This is a genomic window from Pseudomonas sp. Pseusp18, assembly GCF_059506005.1.
The window spans coordinates 4815831-4839042 of the sequence record NZ_CP169240.1 but is presented as its reverse complement, the minus strand read 5'-3'; the positions used below and the strand labels follow the sequence as shown (position 1 = coordinate 4839042).

General features: G+C 59.7%; 21 protein-coding genes. 10 read left to right on the top strand and 11 right to left on the bottom strand.

Annotation, left to right across the window (positions count from 1 at the left end):
* Positions 1–46: 46 nt before the first annotated feature.
* The 7 genes from ACEN9A_RS21520 to gcl form a co-directional block, all read right to left on the bottom strand.
* Positions 47–871: an ion transporter gene (locus ACEN9A_RS21520; RefSeq protein WP_019648131.1), complete on the bottom strand. Its 825-nt coding sequence runs from the start codon at positions 869–871 to the stop codon at positions 47–49.
* Between the two features lie 21 nt (positions 872–892).
* Positions 893–1807 carry an urea transporter gene (locus ACEN9A_RS21515; RefSeq protein ID WP_258670499.1) on the bottom strand — a complete coding sequence of 305 codons (915 nt, stop codon included), beginning with the start codon at positions 1805–1807 and terminating at the stop codon, positions 893–895.
* 218 nt (positions 1808–2025) lie between these two features.
* Positions 2026–3441, bottom strand: coding sequence for a pyruvate kinase (pyk, locus tag ACEN9A_RS21510; RefSeq protein ID WP_019648133.1), 1416 nt, complete (start codon positions 3439–3441; stop codon positions 2026–2028).
* Positions 3431–4711 carry a glycerate kinase type-2 family protein gene (locus tag ACEN9A_RS21505; RefSeq protein ID WP_258670496.1) on the bottom strand — a complete coding sequence of 427 codons (1281 nt, stop codon included), beginning with the start codon at positions 4709–4711 and terminating at the stop codon, positions 3431–3433. Before ACEN9A_RS21505 ends, pyk begins: the two co-directional genes overlap by 11 nt.
* A 201-nt stretch (positions 4712–4912) precedes the next feature.
* Positions 4913–5803, bottom strand: a complete 891-nt coding sequence (locus ACEN9A_RS21500; RefSeq protein ID WP_258670494.1) for a 2-hydroxy-3-oxopropionate reductase — start codon at positions 5801–5803, stop codon at positions 4913–4915.
* A 211-nt stretch (positions 5804–6014) separates the two neighbouring features.
* On the bottom strand, positions 6015–6797 hold the full coding sequence (hyi, locus tag ACEN9A_RS21495) for a hydroxypyruvate isomerase (protein ID WP_258670492.1): 783 nt from the start codon (positions 6795–6797) through the stop codon (positions 6015–6017).
* 82 nt (positions 6798–6879) lie between these two features.
* A complete protein-coding gene (gcl, locus tag ACEN9A_RS21490; RefSeq protein ID WP_018925088.1) occupies positions 6880–8655 on the bottom strand; it encodes a glyoxylate carboligase in 1776 nt (591 codons plus the stop codon).
* A 266-nt stretch (positions 8656–8921) separates the two neighbouring features.
* Here gcl and ACEN9A_RS21485 point away from each other — a divergent pair, with 266 nt between their 5' ends.
* The 5 genes from ACEN9A_RS21485 (at position 8922) to ACEN9A_RS21465 (ending at position 13640) form a co-directional block, all read left to right on the top strand.
* Complete coding sequence (locus ACEN9A_RS21485; protein WP_007939170.1) at positions 8922–9362, top strand: GlcG/HbpS family heme-binding protein; 441 nt, start codon at positions 8922–8924, stop codon at positions 9360–9362.
* Positions 9363–9585: 223 nt separating this feature from the next.
* Complete coding sequence (gene kynB / locus ACEN9A_RS21480; protein ID WP_258670490.1) at positions 9586–10251, top strand: arylformamidase; 666 nt, start codon at positions 9586–9588, stop codon at positions 10249–10251.
* The gene (gene kynA / locus ACEN9A_RS21475) at positions 10248–11102 is read left to right on the top strand and encodes a tryptophan 2,3-dioxygenase (protein ID WP_258670488.1); all 855 of its coding nucleotides are present in this window, start codon (positions 10248–10250) and stop codon (positions 11100–11102) included. The genes kynB and kynA overlap by 4 nt, the downstream gene beginning before the upstream one ends.
* A 98-nt stretch (positions 11103–11200) precedes the next feature.
* On the top strand, positions 11201–12604 hold the full coding sequence (locus ACEN9A_RS21470) for an amino acid permease (RefSeq protein WP_086945846.1): 1404 nt from the start codon (positions 11201–11203) through the stop codon (positions 12602–12604).
* A 22-nt stretch (positions 12605–12626) separates the two neighbouring features.
* Positions 12627–13640 carry an AraC family transcriptional regulator gene (locus ACEN9A_RS21465; RefSeq protein ID WP_258670485.1) on the top strand — a complete coding sequence of 338 codons (1014 nt, stop codon included), beginning with the start codon at positions 12627–12629 and terminating at the stop codon, positions 13638–13640.
* Between the two features lie 174 nt (positions 13641–13814).
* On the opposite strand, the gene ACEN9A_RS21460 is transcribed toward ACEN9A_RS21465, so the two are convergent.
* Entirely contained in the window at positions 13815–14288 is a 474-nt protein-coding gene (locus tag ACEN9A_RS21460; RefSeq protein WP_018925093.1) for an Lrp/AsnC family transcriptional regulator, read from the bottom strand.
* A gap of 209 nt (positions 14289–14497) precedes the next feature.
* Here ACEN9A_RS21460 and kynU point away from each other — a divergent pair, with 209 nt between their 5' ends.
* The 3 genes from kynU to ACEN9A_RS21445 all read left to right on the top strand — a co-directional run bounded on the left by kynU (position 14498) and on the right by ACEN9A_RS21445 (position 18652).
* Positions 14498–15748 carry a kynureninase gene (gene kynU / locus ACEN9A_RS21455; protein WP_258670482.1) on the top strand — a complete coding sequence of 417 codons (1251 nt, stop codon included), beginning with the start codon at positions 14498–14500 and terminating at the stop codon, positions 15746–15748.
* A gap of 106 nt (positions 15749–15854) precedes the next feature.
* Complete coding sequence (locus ACEN9A_RS21450; protein ID WP_258670479.1) at positions 15855–17168, top strand: OprD family porin; 1314 nt, start codon at positions 15855–15857, stop codon at positions 17166–17168.
* A 74-nt stretch (positions 17169–17242) separates the two neighbouring features.
* Positions 17243–18652 (top strand): amino acid permease, encoded by a 1410-nt coding sequence (locus tag ACEN9A_RS21445; protein ID WP_258670474.1) that lies wholly within the window; start codon positions 17243–17245, stop codon positions 18650–18652.
* Between the two features lie 70 nt (positions 18653–18722).
* On the opposite strand, the gene ACEN9A_RS21440 is transcribed toward ACEN9A_RS21445, so the two are convergent.
* Positions 18723–19328: a TetR/AcrR family transcriptional regulator gene (locus ACEN9A_RS21440; protein WP_007939160.1), complete on the bottom strand. Its 606-nt coding sequence runs from the start codon at positions 19326–19328 to the stop codon at positions 18723–18725.
* Between the two features lie 134 nt (positions 19329–19462).
* On the opposite strand from ACEN9A_RS21440, the gene ACEN9A_RS21435 reads away from it, so the two are divergent.
* On the top strand, positions 19463–20377 hold the full coding sequence (locus ACEN9A_RS21435) for a DUF808 domain-containing protein (protein WP_111454379.1): 915 nt from the start codon (positions 19463–19465) through the stop codon (positions 20375–20377).
* Between the two features lie 97 nt (positions 20378–20474).
* On the opposite strand, the gene ACEN9A_RS21430 is transcribed toward ACEN9A_RS21435, so the two are convergent.
* Positions 20475–21263 (bottom strand): MlaA family lipoprotein, encoded by a 789-nt coding sequence (locus ACEN9A_RS21430; protein ID WP_018925098.1) that lies wholly within the window; start codon positions 21261–21263, stop codon positions 20475–20477.
* Entirely contained in the window at positions 21256–22554 is a 1299-nt protein-coding gene (locus ACEN9A_RS21425) for a serine protein kinase PrkA (protein ID WP_018925099.1), read from the bottom strand. Before ACEN9A_RS21425 ends, ACEN9A_RS21430 begins: the two co-directional genes overlap by 8 nt.
* Before the next feature lie 221 nt (positions 22555–22775).
* Between ACEN9A_RS21425 and ACEN9A_RS21420 the strand changes: the two genes are divergently transcribed.
* Entirely contained in the window at positions 22776–23144 is a 369-nt protein-coding gene (locus ACEN9A_RS21420) for a hypothetical protein (RefSeq protein WP_258670468.1), read from the top strand.
* Positions 23145–23212: the final 68 nt, after the last annotated feature.

Here is a 23212-nt window from a genome sequence, read left to right as displayed (position 1 = left end):
TATAGCCGGGCTCTCATAGTCGTTTAAAGATTAAAAAGCACTTTGCTTATTCCATTTTCTTGAACAGCGCATTGCCGCAACGAGAGCAGAACGCCGCGCTGTGTTCGTGGCTGTTTTTCTTGCAGGTCGGGCAATCGTGTTGCAGTTGTTCACCGCGCATGGCGTTGGCCAGTTCCGCGGTGAAGATTCCTGTCGGCACGGCGATGATCGAGTAGCCGGTGATCATCACCAGGGATGAAATCACCTGACCCAACGGCGTCTTGGGCACGATGTCGCCAAAACCCACGGTGGTCAGCGTCACGATAGCCCAATAGATCCCTTTGGGAATGCTGGTGAAACCGTGCTCCGGGCCTTCGATCACGTACATCAGCGTGCCGAATACCGTCACCAGGGTGCTGACGCTGAGCAGAAACACCACGATCTTCTGTTTGCTGCCGCGCAACGCCGACATCAAATAGTTGGCTTGTTTCAGATACGGGCTGAGCTTGAGCACGCGGAAAATCCGCAACATCCGAATGATCCGGATGATCAGCAGGTACTGCGCATCGCTGTAATACAGCGCGAGAATACCCGGCACGATCGCCAGCAAATCCACCAGCCCATAGAAGCTGAACGCGTAGCGCAGCGGCTTGGGCGAGCAATACAGGCGCAGGCCGTATTCGATGATGAAAATGACGGTGAAGCCCCACTCGATGTACGCCAGCACGTCGGCGTAGTTCTGGTGAACGCTGTCGATACTGTCCAGAACCACGATCACCAGGCTGGCGAGGATGATCAACAGCAAGATGCTGTCAAAACGCCGACCGGCCCGGGTGTCGGTCTGGAAGATCATGACGTAAAGCTCTTCACGCCAGTTTTTGCTGCTGTCCATGGATAACGCCTGAATCGAGAATCAGCGCAGCCTAGGGTGATTCTCCCCGCTAGCGCAAGGTGCGCTGTCCATGGCGGCCTGACGCAACACCCGAATGCCTGCGCGAATCAGCCAGCAGGCAAGGATGAACGGCGCGGTCAGCGTTGCCAGGCCCAGTGCGGCGAACCCCGGCGTGAGCAATACCGCGAGCAGAATGCCGAGCAGCGGCAGCCAGGGTTGGCGACGTTGCGGGCTGAAGGCGAGGGCGGCGAGTACCGCGTTGTAACCGCTCAAACCCTGCAAGGCATTTGAAGTTTCGCCATGCAGAAGGGCAAATCCGAGGCCGGCAGCGGAGCCCAGCAGCGCCCACACAAAGGCGTGGCGATCGGCGATCAGCAACCCGGTGGCAATCAGCGCGCCGGCCAGGGGATGGCCGAGAAACATGACTTGCCCCAGGCCTTTCAATTCGGCGACGAGCAGGTTGAGGGTGTTCAGTTCGATCAGCGGAACGGGTTGCTGTGGTGCGGCAAAGCCGAGCAATAACCAGCTCAACCCAACGAAGGGTGCGGTGTACGCCGGTAGACATTGATCATCGCGAGCACCTTTGAGCCATTGCTGAGTGAGCATGGCACTCAGGCCGCCGCAGGCGATGATCAGCGGTGGCAACAGTGCTGACCATGGGAAATACAGGCTCAGCAGCAGGCCGAGCAAAATACCGTTGTAACTGAACAGCCCGGCCTGACGATCCGCCTTGGCATACCCGCGACGTTGCGCGGTAAGCAACCCGGCGACACCGCCCAACAGCGCACCGCCGAGCAGAGCGGGCGCGGTGAAAAGAATCGCTAACAGACACAACAGCCCGCACAGCGGATGGCGCTGGAGAAAGATCTGGCTGAAGCCGTTAAGCAGGGCGGTCGCCCAGTCGGGGCAGTGGGTGTTGAAGTGGTTGGCAGGCATGGGTGGGGTCTAGGGCAGAGGAAAATCCAGGGTCTTGCACAAATCTGTGGCGAGGGAGCTTGCTCCCGCTGGGCTGCGGAGCAGCCCTGAAATCAGCAATGCGGTCTTTCTGTTGAAACCGTCATGCCAAAGCGACGACTGCTTCGCAGCCGAGCGGGAGCAAGCTCCCTCGCCACAGGGGTAGTTCTTACCGGAGTAGCTCTTACAGGGGTAGTTCTTTAGAGCAATGTCTCGATGCGCAACGAATTGGTTGACCCCGGCTGTCCAAACGGCACGCCCGCGGTAATCAGCAACGTATCCCCGCGCTGAGCCATCCCCTGTGCCTGGGCGATTTCCAGCGCCGTCGAGCACACTTCATCCACCTGGCGCAGTCGATCGTTGACCACCGAATGCACGCCCCACGCCACCGTCAATCGCCGGGCGGTTTGCAGGTTCGGCGTCAGGTTGAGGATTGGCACCGTCGGCCGTTCCCGCGCCGCCCGCAGGCTCGAGGTGCCGGACTCGCTGTAGTTCACCAGCACCGCCACCGGCAGCACGTTGCTGATGCGGCGGATCGCGCAGCTGATCGCGTCCGACACCGTGGCCTCGGCTTTTGGCCGGCTCACGTCCAGTTGGGTTTGATAGTCCGGGCCGTTTTCCACCTGACGGATGATCTTGCTCATCATCTGCACGGCTTCCAGTGGGTACTCGCCGGACGCGGTTTCCGCCGACAGCATCACCGCGTCCGCGCCTTCGGCCACCGCGTTGGCAACGTCGGTGACTTCGGCACGGGTCGGGGCCGGGGAGAAGCGCATCGACTCCAGCATCTGCGTCGCCACCACCACCGGTTTGCCGAGTTGGCGGCAAGTGCCGATGATATTTTTCTGAATCTGCGGCACGCTCTCGGCCGGCACTTCCACGCCCAGGTCACCGCGGGCGACCATGATCGCATCGCTCAATTCAGCGATTTCCCGCAGCTGAGTCACGGCCGATGGCTTCTCGATCTTGGCCATCAAGAACGCCTTGTCGCCGATCAGCGCACGGGCTTCGCGGATGTCCTCCGGGCGTTGCACGAACGACAGCGCGACCCAGTCCACCCCCAGCTCCAGACCGAAGCTCAAGTCGCGACGGTCCTTGGCGGTCAGCGGGCTCAGGTCGAGCACCGCTTGCGGCACGTTGACGCCTTTGCGGTCCGACAGCTCGCCACCGTTGAGCACCGTGGTGTCGATGGCGTCGGCGTACTTGGTCACCACCCGCAGGCGCAACTTGCCGTCATCCAGCAGCAGGTCCATGCCGGGCTCCAGCGCGGCGATGATTTCCGGGTGGGGCAGGTTGACCCGGCGCTCATCCCCCGGCGTCGCATCCAGATCCAGGCGCAGCGCCTGGCCGCGATATAGCTGCACTTTGCCCTGGGCGAATTTGCCGACCCGCAGTTTCGGGCCTTGCAGGTCCATCAGAATCCCCAGCGGATAATTCAGCTGGCGCTCGACTTCACGAATCCACTGATAGCGCTGCGCATGGTCGGCGTGATCGCCGTGGCTGAAGTTCAGGCGAAAGATATTGACCCCGGCCCGCACCAGTTCACGGATATCGTCGATCCCGTCGGTGGCCGGGCCGAGGGTGGCGAGGATTTTGACCTTCTTGTCAGGCGTCATGTTTAGGGCTCTCGAGAATCAGGATGGCGCGGAAGTCGTTGACGTTGGTGCGGGTCGGCTCGGTGACGATCAGTGCATCGAGCGCCTCGAAATAGCCGTAGCCATTGTTGTTATCCAGTTCATCGCTGGCGCTCAAACCGAGGGCGGCGGCACGGGCATAGCTGTCCGGAGTCATGACGGCGCCGGCGTTGTCTTCGGAGCCGTCGATGCCGTCGGTGTCACCCGCCAGGGCGTAGACGCCGGGCAGGCCTTTGAGGCTGTCGGTCAGGCTCAACAGGAATTCGGCGTTGCGCCCGCCACGGCCATTGCCGCGTACGGTGACGGTGGTTTCGCCGCCGGACAGAATCACGCACGGCGCCGCCAGCGGCTGGCCGTGCTGGACGATCTGCCGCGCAATGCCGGCGTGGACCTTCGCCACTTCCCGGGATTCACCTTCCAGGTCGCCGAGAATCAACGGGCTGAAACCAGCCTGACGGGCTTTCACCGCTGCCGCTTCCAGCGATTGCTGTGGGCGGGCGATCAATTGGAAATGACTGCGGGCCAGGCTCGGATCGCCGGGTTTGACCGTTTCCGACTCGGGGCTTTGCAGCCAGTTGCGCACCGAGGTCGGGACTTCGATGGCATAACGCTTGAGGATCGCCAACGCTTCAGCCGAGGTGCTTGGGTCGGCCACGGTGGGGCCGGAGGCGATGACCGTGGCGAGATCGCCCGGCACATCGGAAATCGCATAGGTGTAAACCGTGGCCGGCCAGCAGGCTTTGCCCAGACGCCCACCCTTGATCGCCGAGAGGTGCTTGCGCACGCAGTTCATCTCGCCGATGGTCGCGCCGGATTTGAGCAGCGCTTTGTTGATCGATTGCTTGTCGGCCAGGGTGATGCCAGCGGCGGGCAAGGCGAGCAGGGCAGAGCCACCGCCCGAGAGCAGGAAGATCACACGGTCGTCTTCGCTCAGGTTGCTGACCAGTTCCAGAACCCGTTTCGCGACGGCCAGACCGGCAGCGTCCGGCACCGGGTGCGCGGCTTCGACCACTTCGATTTTTTCGCACGGGGCGCCGTGGCCGTAGCGGGTCACCACCAGGCCAGACACCTCACCCTGCCAGCAGCGTTCGACCACCTGGGCCATGGCTGCGGCGGCTTTACCGGCGCCGATGACGATCACCCGACCGCTGCGGTCAGTTGGTAAATGGGCTTCAAGGACATGCTGCGGATGGGCCGCGTCGATGGCTGTGGCAAACAGCTCGCGCAGCAATTGTTGCGGATTGACCGACATGGCGGGCTCCCGGAATTCTTGTTATTGGAGGGCGACTCGGTTCCCTGTGGGAGCGGCCTGTGGTGAGGGGGCTTGCCCCCGTTTGAGTGCGTAGCGCTCACAAAGTCTTTGGTGTATCAGAGATTTTGGGGCTGCTTCGCAACCCAACGGGGGCAAGCCCCCTCGCCACAGGCCCGCGCCCACAGGTTTTTGCGCAGGGCGTTACTTACCGCGAATCGAGAAATTCGCCATGTGTTCCAGGCCCTTGATCAGCGCCGAGTGATCCCAGTTACTGCCACCGATCGCCGCGCAGGTGCTGAACACCTGTTGGGTATTGGCGGTGTTCGGCAGGTTGATGTTCAGCTCGCGCGCACCGGCCAGGGCCAGGTTCAGGTCCTTCTGGTGCAGGCTGATGCGGAAACCCGGATCGAAGGTGCCTTTGATCATGCGTTCGCCGTGAACTTCCAGGATCTTCGACGAGGCGAAACCACCCATCAGCGCTTCACGCACCTTCGCTGGGTCGGCACCGTTTTTCGAGGCGAACAACAGCGCTTCGGCCACGGCCTGGATGTTCAGCGCGACGATGATCTGGTTCGCCACTTTCGCGGTTTGCCCATCGCCGTTGCCACCGACCAGGGTAATGTTCTTGCCCATGGCCTGGAACAGCGGCAGGGCGCGTTCGAAGGCATCGGCTTCACCACCGACCATGATGCTCAGGGTCGCAGCCTTGGCGCCGACTTCACCGCCGGAAACCGGGGCGTCGAGGTATTGCGCGCCTTTTTCGTTGATTTTGGCGGCGAAGGTTTTGGTGGCCGTCGGCGAGATCGAGCTCATGTCGATCACGACTTTGCCCTTGCTGACGCCCGCTGCAACGCCGTCGGCGCGGAACAGCACGTCATCGACCTGCGGGGTATCGGGAACCATGACGATGATGAATTCGGCTTCCTGGGCGACTTCTTTCGGGTTCGCCAGCGCGACGGCGCCAGCGGCCACCAGGTCGGCAGGCGCAGGGTCGTGGTGCGCCGACAGGAACAGGCTGTGACCGGCTTTCTGCAGGTTCAACGCCATTGGGTGGCCCATGATGCCGGTGCCGATAAATCCGATTTTAGCCATGAGAAAATCCTCTTGTTTTTGTGTCGCCAAATAATGTGCGCGTAGCGGAGGTAGACCACATTCTGTGGCGAGGGAGCTTGCTCCCGCTGGGTTGCGAAGCGACCCCAAACCAACCGCCGTGGTGTGCCAGATAAAACTTGCTCGCAGGTTTACGACTGCTTCGCAGCCGAACGGGGCGGTGCGGCGTTCCGACAAGCCCCCTCGCCACACGTCAGATCGCGTTATGGGTTTTCAACCAGCCCAGACCCGCTTCAGTCGTGGTCAGCGGCTTGTATTCACAGCCGACCCAACCCTGATAACCGATGCGGTCCAGGTGTTCGAACAGGAAGCGGTAGTTGATTTCACCGGTGCCCGGTTCGTTGCGCCCTGGGTTGTCCGCCAATTGCACGTGGTTGATCTCGTCCAGGTGCGAGGCCATGGTGCGAGCCAGGTCGCCCTCCATGATTTGCATGTGATAGATGTCGTATTGCAGGAACAGGTTGGCGCTGCCGACCTGTTCGCGAATCGACAGGGCTTGCGCCGTGTTGTTCAGGTAGAAGCCCGGAATGTCGCGGGTGTTGATCGCTTCCATCACCAGTTTGATGCCCGCCGCTTGCAGCTTGTCGGCCGCGTACTTGAGGTTGGCGACGAAGGTTTTTTCCACGGTGGCCTCGTCGACGCCTTGTGGACGAATACCGGCCAGGCAGTTGACCTGGGTGTTGCCCAGCACTTGGGCGTAGGCAATGGCCAGATCGACACCGGCGCGGAACTCTTCGACCCGATCCGGCAGGCACGCGATACCGCGTTCGCCCTTGGCCCAGTCACCGGCTGGCAGGTTGAATAGCACCTGGGTCAGACCGTTGGCATCGAGCCTGGCCTTGATTTCGGCAGAGCTGAAGTCATAGGGGAACAGGTATTCGACACCACTGAAGCCGGCCTTGGCGGCAGCGTCGAAACGGGCAAGAAAATCCTGCTCGGTGAACAGCATGGACAGGTTGGCTGCGAAACGCGGCATGGTGATCTCCTGTAAAAATATGTGCCTGTAGCAGCTGCCACGGCCTCGTGCCTCGGCAGCTGCTACAGGTGTCAGGTCATTCTTAATCGAGCAACGAAATCGCCGTTGGCGCATCGTTGCCGACCAGCGCCAGGTCTTCGAATTCGTTGACGGCGTTGATCTCGGTGCCCATGGAAATGTTGGTCACGCGCTCCAGAATGATCTCGACGATCACCGGCACCTTGAACTCCTCGATCATCTCCTGAGCCTTGCGCAGGGCAGGCTGGATCTGACCCGGTTCGAATACCCGCAGCGCCTTGCAACCCAGGCCTTCGGCGACCGCGACGTGGTCGACACCGTAGCCGTTGAGTTCCGGAGCGTTGAGGTTGTCGAAGGACAGCTGCACGCAGTAGTCCATGTCGAAACCGCGCTGCGCCTGACGGATCAGCCCCAGGTACGAGTTGTTCACCACGACGTGGATGTACGGCAGCTTGAACTGCGCGCCCACCGCCAGTTCTTCGATCATGAACTGGAAGTCGTAGTCGCCCGAGAGCGCCACCACCTTGCGGGTCGGATCCGCCTTGACCACACCGAGCGCGGCCGGAATGGTCCAGCCCAACGGGCCGGCCTGGCCGCAGTTGATCCAGTGACGCGGTTTGTAGACGTGCAGGAACTGCGCGCCGGCAATCTGCGACAGACCGATGGTGCTGACGTAGCAGGTGTCCTTGCCGAACACCTGGTTCATCTCTTCGTAAACGCGCTGCGGTTTGACCGGCACGTTGTCGAAGTGAGTCTTGCGCTGCAGGCTGGCTTTGCGTTGCTGGCAATCTTGCAGCCAGGCGCTGCGGTTTTTCAGTTTGCCAGCGGCTTGCCACTCGCGAGCGACTTCGATGAACACGGTCAACGCGGCAGCGGCATCGGACACGATGCCCAGGTCCGGGGTGAACACGCGGCCGATCTGGGTCGGTTCGATGTCGACGTGAATGAATTTGCGGCCTTCGGTGTAAACGTCGACCGAACCGGTGTGACGGTTGGCCCAGCGGTTACCGACGCCCAGCACCACGTCGGACTTCAGCATCGTGGCGTTGCCATAACGGTGCGAGGTTTGCAGTCCGACCATGCCGACCATCAGCGGGTGATCGTCCGGGATGGTGCCCCAGCCCATCAGCGTCGGGATGACCGGAATACCGGTCAGCTCGGCGAACTCCACCAGCAACTCGCTGGCGTCGGCATTGATGATGCCGCCACCGGCCACCAGCAATGGGCGTTCAGCCTGGTCGAGCATGGCCAGGGCTTTTTCCACCTGCACGCGGGTCGCGCTCGGCTTGGCCAATGGCAGCGGCTGGTAGGCGTCGATGTCGAATTCGATTTCGGCCATCTGCACGTCGAACGGCAGGTCGATCAGCACTGGGCCGGGGCGGCCGGAGCGCATCTCATAGAAGGCTTTCTGGAACGCGTAAGGCACCTGGCCCGGCTCCAGAACCGTGGTCGCCCACTTGGTGACCGGCTTGACGATGCTGGTGATGTCGACGGCCTGGAAGTCTTCCTTGTGCATACGGGCCCGCGGTGCTTGCCCGGTGATGCACAGGATCGGGATCGAGTCGGCCGAGGCGCTGTAGAGCCCGGTGACCATGTCGGTACCGGCAGGGCCCGATGTGCCGATGCACACGCCGATGTTGCCGGCCTTGGTGCGGGTGTAACCCTCGGCCATGTGCGAGGCGCCTTCAACGTGGCGAGCGAGGACGTGATCGATGCCACCGACCTTCTGCAAGGCGGAGTACAGCGGGTTGATCGCGGCGCCCGGGATGCCAAAAGCGGTATCGACCCCTTCACGGCGCATCACCAGAACGGCGGCTTCGATTGCTCTCATTTTGCTCATGGTTTTGTGCCTCTTACGTTTTGTAATTGTATACAAGTGGCTTTGCGCAGAGTGTATTCACGGCGGACGGCGCAGGTCAATCCATTTTCTCAAGCGGCTGTTTCATTCGTCGGAAGCCCAAATAACTGTGGCTTTTCGTCGCATGTCGCGCCTTTCGAAAATTATTGTATACAAAAAAATAATTCATTGTGTTCTATTTGTTGCATCGGATTGCGCAACACAAAGCAGTCCAACGGCTTTCCCTATAACAAAATGAGGACGGCACCATGAGCGCTTTAACCTTGAAAGTCGCAGTCAACCTGGCCGATCAGGCCATCACCGCGGGGCGGGCGATCTCTGCCGCGCCATTGACCGTTGCAGTACTGGATGCCGGCGGGCACCTGATTACGCTGCAACGTGAAGACGGCGCCAGTCTGCTACGCCCGCAGATCGCCATCGGCAAGGCCTGGGGCGCGATTGCCCTGGGCAAGGGCTCACGCCTGCTGGCACAGGACGCCCAACAACGCCCGGCCTTCTTCGCCGCGCTGAATAGCCTGGGGCAGGGCAGCGTCGTCCCGGTGCCGGGCGGCGTGTTGGTTCGGGATCAGGACGGGACTGTGTTGGGAGCGGTGGGCATCAGCGGGGATCTGTCAGATGTCGATGAGCAATGTGCAATCCGCGCGATCGAGGGGCAGGGGTTGAAGGCGGATGCGGGGGTGGCTGGTTGATCTTCGGAGCCTGATTTACCGCTTTCGCGAGCTTGCTCGCGAAAGCGTCTTGCGGACGAAAACAGCTTTTTAGCTGCCTGCTTTCTCCGTTGAAATTTCCATCCGGTAAATTCCGGTTTTTTAGAATTTTGTGCGAAACATTTGGCTGTTGCCGAATATTTTCGCAAGAAAATTCATAGGTATCACTCGTATCATTCTCTCGGAACAGGCCGAGAGCTTTACAATGAAAACAACACTGTCGTGGTGGGATATCAGCCCGCCTCTGAGCACCGCTACACCTACCTGGCCGGGTGACACACCTTTTCAGGAAGAGCGCGTCTGGAGCTTCGGACCCGAGTGTCCGGTGAATGTCGGGCGTATCACCCTGTCGCCTCACACGGGGGCCCATGTCGACGCGCCGCTGCATTACAGCGCAGACGGTGCGGCCATCGGCGATGTGTCGCTCGATGTCTATATGGGGCCTTGCCGTGTGCTGCATTGCCTGAACAGCGGCCGGCTGGTGCACCCCGAGCAGCTTGAAGGTCGCTTGCAAGATCTGCCTGAACGGGTGCTGCTGCGCACCTGGCAACAAGCGCCATTGAGCGCCTGGGATCCGGATTTCACCGCCGTCGCCAAAGAAACCATCGACCTGCTGGCGACCCTCGGTGTGCGCTTGATCGGTATCGATACGCCGTCGCTGGACCCTCAGCAATCCAAAACCATGGATTCGCACAATGCCGTGGCCCGACATGGCATGGCCATCCTCGAGGGCATCGTGCTCGATGACGTCCCGGAAGGGGACTATGAACTGATCGCGCTGCCGCTGCGTTTTGCCCATCTGGACGCCAGTCCGGTCAGGGCGATTTTGCGTCCACTGAATAAACCGCAACTTGAGGAGCCGACTCTATGAGCCAATGCCCCTATTCACCTGCAAACCAGACGGAAGAATGGCATAACGCCGAGCTGAATTTTTCCGACTCCATGAGCTACGGCGACTACCTGGATCTGGGGCGCATTCTCAGTGCACAGCATCCGTTATCTCCGGACCATAATGAGATGCTGTTCATCATCCAGCATCAGACGTCAGAGCTGTGGATGAAGTTGATGCTGCACGAGCTCAAAGCCGCTCGTGAACACATTCGACTCGCAGAGTTGCCGCCCGCGTTCAAGATGCTGGCACGGGTCTCGCGGATTTTTGATCAGCTGGTGCATGCCTGGACGGTGCTGGCCACCATGACACCCACCGAGTACCACGCGATACGGCCGTTTCTGGGGCAGTCATCGGGCTTCCAGTCGTTCCAGTACCGCGAGATCGAATTCATTCTGGGCAACAAGAGCGCGACCCTGTTGCGCCCCCATGCGCATCGGCCGGAACTGTTGCAGGCGCTGGAAAAGGCGATCGCCACACCGTCGCTGTATGACGAGGCGATTCGCTTGATGGCCAGCGCAGGCTTGACCATCGACCCACAGCGTTTCGAACGCGATCCGAGCAGTCCGACGGCGCATGATGCGTCGGTCGAAGCCGCCTGGCGCGAGGTCTACACCGACCCATCGCGTTATTGGGATCTCTATCAGCTGGCGGAGAAACTCATCGACCTTGAGGATTCGTTCCGTCAATGGCGTTTCCGGCATGTGACCACGGTCGAGCGGATTATCGGCTTTCAACCAGGGACCGGTGGCACAGAAGGTGTCGGTTATCTGCGCAAGATGCTCGATACCGTGCTGTTCCCGGAGTTGTGGCGAGTGCGCTCAACTCTTTAAATTACCGAGAATGATGTCTGAACGCTTAAACCGAGCGGCAATTGAGTAAATTGACGCATTCAAACCATGCCTGACCATAACAATTAGAAGGTAACCAGATGGCGGATGAAATCTTGAGGCAAGGCGAACTCAAGCGAGGGCTGAAAAATCGTCATATTCAGCTGATCGCATTGGGCGGAGCGATAGGTACCGGGTTGTTTCTCGGCTCTGCCGGAGTACTCAAATCGGCCGGGCCGTCGATGATCCTCGGCTATGCGATTGCCGGCTTCATCGCCTTTCTGATCATGCGCCAGCTGGGCGAGATGATTGTCGAGGAACCGGTGGCCGGCTCCTTCAGTCATTTTGCCCACAAGTATTGGGGCGGCTATGCCGGCTTTCTGTCCGGCTGGAACTACTGGGTGCTGTATGTGCTGGTGGGCATGGCCGAGTTGACGGCTGTCGGCAAGTACGTGCAGTTCTGGTGGCCGGAAGTCCCCTCCTGGGTCAGCGCGGCGGTGTTCTTCGTCCTGGTCAATTTGATCAATATGATGAACGTCAAAGTCTTCGGCGAGATGGAGTTCTGGTTCGCAATCATCAAGGTCGTCGCGATCATTGGCATGATTGTCCTGGGCTGCTACATGCTGTTCAGCGGAACGGGCGGCCCGCAGGCCTCGGTCAGCAATCTTTGGAGTCACGGCGGCTTCTTCCCCAACGGCACCACCGGATTGCTGATGTCCATGGCGTTCATCATGTTCTCCTTCGGCGGTCTGGAGCTGGTCGGCATCACCGCCGCTGAAGCCAGCGAGCCGGGTAAGGTGATTCCCAAGGCGATCAACCAGGTGGTTTATCGCGTGCTGATCTTCTACGTCGGCGCACTCACCGTGTTGCTGTCGCTGTATCCGTGGGATCAACTGCTGCAGACACTGGGCGCTTCGGGCGATGCCTATAGCGGCAGCCCGTTCGTGCAGATTTTCTCCTTGATCGGCAGTGACACCGCAGCGCACATCCTCAATTTCGTGGTGCTCACCGCGGCGCTCTCTGTCTATAACAGTGGCGTCTACTGCAACAGCCGCATGCTCTATGGCCTGGCCGAACAGGGCGACGCACCCAAGGCGCTGATGAAACTGAACAAGCAGGGCGTGCCCCTACTGGCGCTGGGTGTATCTGCGTTGATCACCATGCTGTCCGTGCTGGTTAACTACCTCGCCCCGCATCAAGCGCTTGAGTTGCTCTTTGCACTGGTGGTCGCATCGCTGATGATCAACTGGGCGATGATCAGCCTGACGCACCTGAAATTTCGCAAAATCATGGGCCAGCGAGGTATCGTGCCGGGCTTCAAGGCGTTTTGGTTCCCTTACAGTAATTACCTGTGCCTGGCCTTCATGGCCATGATCGTCTGCGTCATGCTGATGATTCCAGGGATACGCGCTTCAGTCTTCGCGATACCGGTGTGGGTGTTGATCATCTTCGGTTTTTACCGGATGCGTATGGCCAAGGATCGGGCCTTGCCGATAGTTCAATAGCCTTTGCCGTGGGTGCGCCGTGATGAGTAGCAACGCTGATCCGCAGTTTCGCGACATTCGTATCGATCACTATGACCTCGAGGGTGCGAGGAACTGGATGTCTGGTATCTGCGGGCCGCACCGCCTGCAGACTTCGACGCCCGAGCGGATCTGCTTTCATCACAGCGCCAATGTGTTCAAGTCGATGGCCACGACCCTGGGCACGCTCTCATACGGCACCGATGTCACCATCGATATCGAAGACGCCGAGCACTTCAGCAGTTACAGCCTGAGTTTGCCTTTGGTGGGCGAGCAGGAGCTGAGCAAGAACGGCAGTGTGTCGAAATCCAACCGCGACCAAGGGGTGATCATTTCCCCGAACGAGAACCAGATGCTGGCGATCTCCGGCGACTGTCGCAAAGTTCAGGTGGTGATCACCCGCGCCGCCATGAGCGAGTCGCTGGAGGGCATGCTGCAGCGACCGCTGGATACGCCGCTGCGTTTCGAGCCGGTGATGGATGCGGTGGACGGCGCGTCGGCCTCGTGGTGGCGCATGGCGCGTTATTTCATCGCGGAGCTGGAACGCAGCAATGAACTGTACGAACAGGTGGTCTTCACTCGGGACATCGAAAGCTCATTGATCAAAGGCTTGATCCTCGCCCAGCCGAACAACTACTCCGAAGAATTGCGCAACGTGCTCGGGGTGAAACTGCCGCACTACCTGATCAGGGCCAAGCAATACATTCACGACAATGCTCGCGAAGCCTTGCACCTGGAGGACATCGAGGTCGCGGCCGGGGTCTCGCGTTTCAAGCTGTGCGAGGCGTTCAAGAAGTACTTCGCCCTGTCGCCGATGGTCTACCTGAAAAAGTACCGGTTGAACGCTGTGCGCCAGGAAATCCTCGAACACGGCTCGGCGCGCAATATTTCCGCGATTGCCATGGGCTGGGGCTTTACCCATCTCGGACGTTTTTGCGCCGATTACCGCAAGCTGTTCGACGAGTCCCCCAGCATGACCTTGCAGCGTAACGAAGCCCGGCGCATGCGCGGGGGCTGAATATTTGTGGCGAGGGAGCTTGCTCCCGCTGGGCTGCGAAGCAGCCCTAAAGCCTGCGATGGGGTGTCTCTGATAAACCTCGGTTGCAGATTTCAGGACCGCTTCGCGCTCCAGCGGGAGCAAGCTCCCTCGCCACAATTGATCACCTGATAATCGATACCCATTAACTGGCGCTCACTTACGCACCACCAAATCAAGCAACGTCTCCCGCTCCTTGATTTTCTGCAACACGATTTCCGAGCGGATATCAGTCACCCCCGCCGTGCGGTTGAGGTGGTTGACGATGAAGTCGGAGAAGTGTTTGACGTTGCGCGCCTGGACCCGCAGCACATAGTTGCTCGCCCCGGTAATCACGTAGGCGGTGACCACTTCCGGCCACAACTGGACCTTCTTGATGAAGGTCTCGTGCCAGTCCTCGACGTCCTGTCGCAATGACACATGGACGATGGCTTCCAGTTCTACTCCCAGCTTTTCGGCGTTCAGCATCGCGCGATAGCCGGTGATGATTCCTTCACTTTCCAGCAGGCGTAAACGGCGCAAACAGGCCGACGGCGACAGTGCGACCTTCTCTGCCATTTCGTGGTTGCTGATACGGCCGTCCCGTTGCAAGAGGTGCAGGATCCGCAGGTCTGTCGGGTCGAGAGTCATGACTAGAATAAATCCGCGATATTTGGAGTTGGATTCGAATTTTCTTCGAGATAAATACTAGATGGCTGCTTACTTTGCACGAAAATTCTCTAAAGCTTCGTTCATTATTTCCTCACCGTGAAGGCGCAAATACCGCCTGAAACACGACACTCACACCCGACTATCGCGATTTGCCCGGACGGCACTTCTTTCAAAAAGCAGGACACCCAATGACTACAAGAAACGATTGTCTGGCGCTTGATGCGCAGGATGCTCTGGCCCCTCTGCGTCAGCAGTTTGCGCTCCCTGAAGGCGTGATCTATCTCGACGGCAACTCCCTCGGCGCGCGCCCGGTCGCATCGCTGGCGCGTGCTCAGGCAGTGATCGCCGATGAATGGGGCAATGGCCTGATCCGCAGTTGGAACAGCGCCGGCTGGCGCGACCTGCCTGAACGTCTGGGCAATCGACTGGCAGGGCTGATTGGCGCCGGTGACGGCGAAGTAGTGGTGACCGACACCACCTCGATCAACCTGTTCAAGGTGCTCAGCGCCGCCCTGCGCGTGCAGGCCACGCGGGCGCCTACGCGGCGGGTGATCGTCAGCGAGACCAGCAACTTCCCGACTGACCTGTATATCGCCGAAGGTCTGGCGGACATGCTGCAGCAGGGCTACACCCTGCGTCTGGTCGACAGCCCGCAAGAGCTGGCGCAAGCGATTGACCAGGACACCGCGGTGGTCATGCTCACCCACGTCAACTACAAGACCGGCTACATGCACGACATGCAGGCCCTGACCGCGCTGACCCATGAATGTGGCGCGCTGGCCATCTGGGACCTGGCGCATTCCGCCGGGGCGGTGCCGGTCGACCTGCATCAGGCGCGCGCCGACTACGCCATCGGTTGCACCTACAAGTACCTCAATGGCGGTCCGGGCTCGCAAGCTTTCGTCTGGGTTTCCCCTGAGTTGTGCGATCTGGTGGCGCAACCGCTGTCCGGCTGGTTCGGTCATTCGCGGCAGTTCGCCATGGAGTCGCATTACCAGCCGAGCAGCGGAATCGCCCGCTATTTGTGCGGCACCCAGCCCATCACTTCATTGGCGATGATCGAGTGTGGTCTGGATGTCTTCGCCCAGACCGACATGGCCAGCCTGCGCAGCAAGTCCCTGGCGCTGACGGACCTGTTCATCCAGTTGGTCGAGCAGCGCTGCGCCGCTCACGAGCTGACCCTGGTCACTCCACGCGAACACGCCAAGCGTGGCAGCCATGTCAGCTTCGAACATCCCCAGGGTTATGCGGTGATCCAGGCCTTGATCGCCCGTGGCGTGATCGGCGACTACCGCGAGCCGCGGATCATGCGGTTCGGCTTCACCCCGCTGTACACCAGCTTCACCGAGGTCTGGGATGCGGTGCAGATCCTCGGCGAAATACTCGATCAGAAAACCTGGTCGCAAGAGCAATTCCAGATCCGCCACAGCGTCACCTGATACCCCCCGACGCCTTTGTCTTGCTGCCGCGAATTTCCCGGCAGCAGGGCTTCGGTCGCCTCCGATAAGCACTTCTGTGAAAACACAATAATAAGGAACACGCAGAATGAAACTGTCCCTCTGGCCCGCCTTGCCGCTCGCCATTACCAGCTGTCTCGGCCAAGTGGCCTATGCCGCACCCGACAATGGATTCGTTGAAGACAGCAGCCTGACCCTGACCAATCGCAATTTCTATTTTTACCGCAACAACCTCAACAATCCGGGCGGCCAGAACTATCGGGAGGAGTGGGCCCACGGGCTCATGCTCGATTACCGTTCCGGCTATACCCAGGGCACTGTGGGTTTCGGAGTCGACGCCTACGCGCAGTTGGGTCTCAAGCTCGACAGCGGCAGGGGGCGTACCGGCACCGGTTTGTTGCCGGTCGATTCCGATGGACGCGCCGAGGATGAGTATTCCGAAGCGGGTGGCGCGCTCAAGGCGCGGATCTCGAAGACCGAACTCAAATACGGCAACCTGACACCGCTCAACCCGGTGTTCGGCACCGGCTCGGCGCGCCTGTTCACCACCTACGCCAATGGTTTCCAGCTGACCAGCAACGAGTTGAAAGGACTGCAACTCGATGCCGGGCACTTCACCTCAGGCAATGACAGTGCGTCGACCAACGACGATGGCGCTCTCAAGGCGCTGTATGCCGGGGTCGAGACCCGCAGCGTCGATTATCTGGGCGGCAGTTATGCCTTGAGCGATCAATTGAGCGTTAGCCTGTACGGTTCACAGTTCGCTGATATCTGGCGGCAGTACTACGCCAACGCCAACTACAGCTATGCCCTGAGCGAAAACCAGTCGCTGAACCTGGATTTCAACCTCTATCGCACCACCGACTCTGGTCAGAGCCTGGCCGGCAAGATCGACAACACCACCTGGTCGCTGGCCGCCGCTTACAAGGTGGGTGCACACCGCTTGACCCTGGCCTACCAACAGGTCGATGGCGATGAGCCGTTCGATTATCTCGGCTTCGATCAGCAGCCGGGCACCTCGGTATTCCTTGCCAACTCGGTACAGATCCTCGACTTCAACGCGCCCAATGAGCGTTCCTGGCAGCTGCGTTATGACCTGGACATGGCGCCCTTTGGCGTGCCGGGCCTGAGTTTCATGTCGCGCTATGTGAGTGGTGACCATATCGACGACAGCCACTACGACGGCGGCCCCAATGGTGCCTATGGACGTTACGGCAGTGACGGCAAGCGCTGGGAGCGTGACCTTGAAGCGCGCTACGTGGTGCAGGAGGGCAAGGCCAAGGACCTGTCGATACGTGTGCGCCAGGCCAGTATACGTTCCACCGGCCAGGTGGCCCGGGCGGACACCACCGACAACAACGAAGTCCGGGTGATCGTCGAGTATCCGCTGAATATTTTCTGATCCGTGGCTGATCCCCACCGGCAACCCAAACGATTTGCTCTCTTCAAGAAAGACAATATTCAGAGGAAAGAAAAATGACCGATAACGCCGGTTTTGAAAACATCTCCAAGCGTGAGCAGGGCCTACGGCGCCAGCTCACCTCGGGTCAGATGAGCATGATCGCCATTGGCGGCGCGATTGGCACCGGGCTGTTCATGGGCAGTGCCTACGCCATTGGTTATGCCGGGCCGAGCGTGCTGCTCAGCTACGCCATTGGCGCGATCATCACCCTGCTGTTGATGGGCTGCCTGGCGGAGATGACGGTGGCCCATTCGACCTCCGGCTCGTTCGGCGCCTATGCCGAATTCTATGTCAGCCCATTGGCCGGGTTCCTGGTGCGCTATGCCTATTGGGCGGCGATTGTGCTGGCAGTGGGTACGGAAGTGACGGCGGTGGCGATGTACATGAAGTACTGGTTCGCCAACGTGCCGGAATGGATCTGGATTGTTTCGTTCTCGAGCATGCTGATCGTGCTCAACGCCATCAGCGTGAAAACCTTTGGCACCTTCGAGTACTGGTTCTCGACCATCAAGATCGGTGCGATTGTCGGCTTCATCATCCTCGCGGTGTATGTGGTGTTCGGTTCCGGCAACGCGGATTACGGCATGCACAATTACACGGCCCACGGTGGCTTCTTTCCCAATGGTCTGCAAGGCATGTGGATTGCGGTGATCGTCTCGATCTTCAGCTATCTGAGCGTGGAAATGATCGCAGTGGCCGCCGGCGAGGCGCAGGACCCGGAGCGGGCGGTGAAGAAGGCCTTTCGCGCGACCATCGTGCGGCTGGTGGTGTTCTACCTGCTGACCCTGGCCCTGATGCTGGCGATTGTGCCGTGGGTCCAGGCCGGTCAAGCGCAGAGCCCATTCGTCACCGTCATGCAGACCATCGGCATTCCCGGCGCAACCGGCGTGATGAACTTCGTGATCCTGATTGCGGCGTTGTCGGCGATGAACAGTCAGCTCTACATCACCACCCGCATGATGTTCAGCCTGTCCCGCGGCGGTTATGCACCCAAGTCCATGGGGGTGTTGAGCAAGACCGGAATCCCGCTGAATGCCTTGTTGCTGTCGAGTTCCGGCATTGCCCTGGCAACGTTGCTCAATGTGCTGTACCCGGAAAGCTCCTTCACCTTGATGATGGCGATCTCGATGTTCGGCGCGATCTTCACCTGGTTCATGATCTTCCTGACCCACTACTGTTTCCGTCGCTACCACGAGCGCAACGGTGAACGGAAACTGTCCTTCCGCATGCGCCTGTTCCCGTACACCACGCTGTTGGGGCTGCTGCTGATGGGCGCGGTGATGATCACCACCTACTTCACCGATGCCTTCAAAATGACCTTGGTATTCGGTGTGCCTTTCCTGCTGATCCTCACGATTGTCTACTGGATCTTCTTCAGAAAACCCAGGGCAGCCGTGGCGTTGAATCCGCTGCCGAAGGTTTAGAGAGCGCAAACATGCAATGCCGACCGGCAGTTTTCATGGACTGCCGGTCGGCATTGATCCTGGGCCGCTATCAGTCCGGCTCACACCCTTTGAGCACCAACCGGATAATCGTCTGTGCCGCCGCCTCATAATCAGCCTCATCCAGCTTGGCCTTGCCGGTCACTGCAGAAATCTGCCAGTCGAAATCGGCGTAGGTCTGGGTCGCGGCCCAAATACTGAACATCAGGTGATTGGGGTCGATCGGGGCGATCTGGCCGCGGTCGATCCAGGTCTGGATGCAGTCGATGTTGTGCCTGGCCTGGCCGTTGAGCTGCTCGACCAGGTCGGGGCTCAAATGCGGGGCGCCGTGCATGATTTCGCTGGCGAACACCTTGGAGGCGAAGGGCAGGTCGCGGGAGATGCGGATTTTCGAGCGGATGTAGCCACTGAGCACTTCGCTGGGCACGCCGTCGGCGTTGAACGGCGTCGAGGCTTGCAGGATAGGCTCGATGATGCTTTCCAGGACCTCGCGGTAGAGGTTTTCCTTGGATTTGAAGTAGTAGTAGACGTTAGGCTTGGGCAGCCCGGCCTTGGCCGCGATGTCACTGGTTTTGGTCGCAGCGAAGCCCTTGTCGGCAAATTCTTCACTGGCGGCACGCAGGATCAGTTCTTTGTTGCGCTCGCGGATAGTGCTCATAAACCAAGGGGTTCCTTGCCTGTTCTGGCGGTTGCGCATGGTAGCACCGGCCTCGCGCGGCGCTCAAGAATGCCCCGTGTGGCCTCGGGTCGCGTTATGCTGCGCACCATTCATTCAAGAAGGAAACCCGATTCATGGCAGGAAGCAGTTTGCTGGTGCTGATCGACGACATCGCCACCGTACTGGACGATGTAGCGTTGATGACCAAAATGGCCGCGAAGAAGACCGCCGGTGTGCTGGGCGACGATCTGGCGCTCAACGCCCAGCAGGTTTCCGGCGTGCGTGCCGAACGGGAAATCCCGGTGGTATGGGCAGTCGCCAAGGGCTCGTTTCTCAACAAGCTGATCCTGGTGCCGTCGGCATTGGCCATCAGTGCGTTCATTCCGTGGCTGGTCACACCGTTGCTGATGGTCGGTGGCGCTTACCTGTGCTTCGAAGGCTTCGAAAAACTCGCCCACAAATTCCTGCACAGCAAAGCCGAAGATCAGGCTGAACACGCAGAGCTGGTCGAGGCCGTGGCCAATCCGGCAGTCGATCTGGTGGCGTTCGAGAAGGACAAGATCAAAGGGGCGATTCGTACCGATTTCATCCTCTCGGCGGAAATCATCGCCATCACCCTGGGCACGGTGGCTGACGCTTCGCTGACTCAGCAAGTGATCGTGCTTTCGGGCATCGCCATCGTCATGACTATCGGCGTCTATGGCCTGGTTGCCGGCATCGTCAAGCTCGACGACCTTGGCCTGTGGCTGACCCAGAAGCCGGGCCAGATGGCTAAAAGCATCGGCGACGGGATTCTGCGCGCGGCGCCGTACATGATGAAAAGCCTGTCGGTGATCGGCACGGCGGCGATGTTTTTGGTTGGCGGCGGGATTCTGACCCATGGCGTGCCGGTGGTTCATCACTGGATCGAGAGTGTCACCGCAGCGTCTGGTGGGGCCGGGTTTATCGTGCCGACGTTGCTCAATGCAGTGGCCGGGATTGTGGCAGGGGCGGCGGTGCTGATTGGGGTAATGGCTGTCAGCAAGGTTTGGAAGACAGTGAAAGCCTGAAGCCTCGCTCCTACAGTGATTGGTGGTGTTTGATACGCCGCGCATGAAAAAAGGCCATTCGACGCAAATCGAATGGCCTTTTTTATTGCCGATGAAGTTACTCGGCGATCTGCAGCTTGCGCGCCTCGGTATACACGTAACGCACTTTTTCATACTCGAACGGTGTGTTCATCTGCCCGTAGCGGAAGCCGTTCTGATAGCGCTTGTCGATGCCGCGCAGTACCCAGATTTCCGGGTGGTTGGAACTGACTTCGGACACGTTCAGGAAGTTGATCGCCGATTCGCCGGTGTAGTCGACCGCCAGGCCTGCGGTGTCACGCAGGTTCGACGGGCCGAGGATCGGCAGCACCAGGTAGGCGCCGCCCGGTACGCCGTAGAAGCCCAGGGTCTGGCCGAAGTCTTCATTGCGGCGCGGCAGGCCCATGGCGGTGGCCGGATCCCACAGGCCGGCGACACCGATGGTGGTGTTGAGCAGCAGGCGAGCGGTGGTGTCCAGCGAGCGCTGCCCCTTGAATTGCAGCAGGCTGTTCACCAGGTTCGGCACATCGCCGAGGTTGTTGAAGAAGTTGCTGACGCCGGTGCGCAGGAAACTTGGGGTGACGTAGCGATAGCCGTTGACCACGGGCAGGAACACCCATTCGTCGAACCGGTAGTTGAAGTGGTAGACGCGGCGGTTCCACTCTTCCAGCGGGTCATAGACGTTCAGTGCGTTGAGCGATGAGCGTTCGAACTCGCGCTGGTCCAGCCCCGGGTTGAATTTGAGTTTGCTCAGCGGTTCCTTGAAGCCGTCTTTATCGATAACCACTGGGGCGTTGGCTTTGCTGTTGTCGGCATTGGCGACGCCTGCACAGAGTAACGCTGCGATCAGCAGGAGGTATTTAGCCACGGAAAAACTCCAGCATGGCGTCGCTGTTGACGCGATAGTTGAGGTTGCCGCAATGGCCGCCCAATGGATAAACAGTCAAGCGGTCGCCAAAGGTGCGGCGCAGAAAGCCCAGGTCGCCAGGGCCGAGGATCACGTCGTCGGCGTTGTGCATGACGGCGATTTTCGGGCTGTCGTGCAGGTAGTCCTTCAGTGCATACAGGCTGACCTGATCGATCAGTTGCAGCAGGCTGCCACCGTCGGTGCGGGCGCGCCACATCGGGATGACCTGCTCGGTGATGTAGCAATCGAAGTCGCACTGCAGCGCGCGTTTAAGGAACGGCGTGAGGGTGGTGCCTTCGGTGATCGGGAATTTCGGTGGCGTGATCAGGCCGCGACGGTTGATCAGGTCCGAGGTAAAGGCGATGTCCGCCGCCGAGAAACGGAACGAAGTGCCGATCAGCATTGCCATCTGCTCGTTGCTCAGGTGTTGCTTGGACTGCTGGAAGTCGTAGAGCAGGGCATCGTTGAGGTCGATGTAGCCCTTTTGCTGGAAGTAGCGGGTCAGTTTCCCCAGCACCAGCTCATAGAAAGTGGTGGTGTTGTTGATGCCCTTGACCTCGGTCTGTACCAGCTTGTCCAGGTTAGTGACCGAGGTGTAAAGATTGACCGGCGGGTTGAGCAGCAAGACTTTCTTGAAGTTGAAGCTGCGACGGGTTTCATCCAGGTGTGCAACGAAAGCCGCATCCAGGGCGCCGAGGCTATAACCGGTCAGGAAATAATCGGTGACCGGCAGTTTCGGGTTTTGCGCCCGCACGGCCTGCATCACCCGGTACATGTCTTCGGCATCTTCCTTGGTTACGCCCGGGGTGGCGAAGCGCGAGGCGGCGCTCATGAAGTCGAAGCTGGTGGGCGACGACAGCTGCACCACGTGATAGCCGGCCTTGTAATAGAGCTTTTTCAGGTATTCGTTGAGGGTGCTGTCATAGCGTGCACCGGTGCCGGAGATCAGGAAGATCAACGGTGCGGCATGATCCTGCGTGGCGATGCGATAGGTGAGTTTTTTCACCGGCCAGAAGTTGTCCGGCAGATTGAACTCACGCTCCGGGCGCATCGTGACACTGCGGTCTGACTGATTGATGTCTTCATCCAGCGGCAATTCCGGGCGCAAGTCGGGCGGTGTCGTGGCGATGGTCGCCTCGAACGGGTTGGTCAGGGGGTAGCCATAACTGGCGGCGTCAATATCGGCCGCCAGTACGGACGCACTTAAAAGCAAGCCGCCAAACAGGGCGACGAAGCGCAAGGAACGGAGCATGACTAGATCCCTTAGAGGAAGGTGCCAGATGAAGTTCGCAGGCTATGACCATCGGATTTGGGCCAAAGTGCCATGCATTGGCCGCAAACAGGCCTGATTTCGGAGCAACGGTAGCGGGACGATACACTTTGCAGTTATTTCATGAACAGTTAATTGATGTTATTTGCTTACCACGGGCGGGGGATTAAGCTGGCGGCCGATTTCGTTTATTGGAGTGCTTCATGTCCCGCCGTCTACCCGTGATTCTGCTGCTCGTTCTTCTGCCATTGTGGCTGGCCGCCAGTTATGGCGCGCGTTATGGCTTCATGGAGGATGCTCAATGGGTCGGCATCTGCGTTGACGAGGCCAGTCGCTGGGAATGCCAGGTGCGCTCGAACCTGGGCTTGATGATTCACTTCAAGGTGCTGGGCTGGGCGGCAGTGGCGGCAGCCGTGACCGGTTTTGTGCTGTCGGGGCGGGCAGGGTGGTGGTTGGCGGTATTGGCGCTGGTGTTCGGGTTTCCGGCGCTGGCGTTGTACACCACCACGTTGGCGGTGTTTGCGGTGGTGATTGCTGCTTTGCGTCTGGTCCGGGCTTCTCGTAGCGTCTGATAAAAAAGATCGCAGCCTTCGGCAGCTCCTACAGGGAAACGCATATCCCCGTGTAGGAGCTGCCGAAG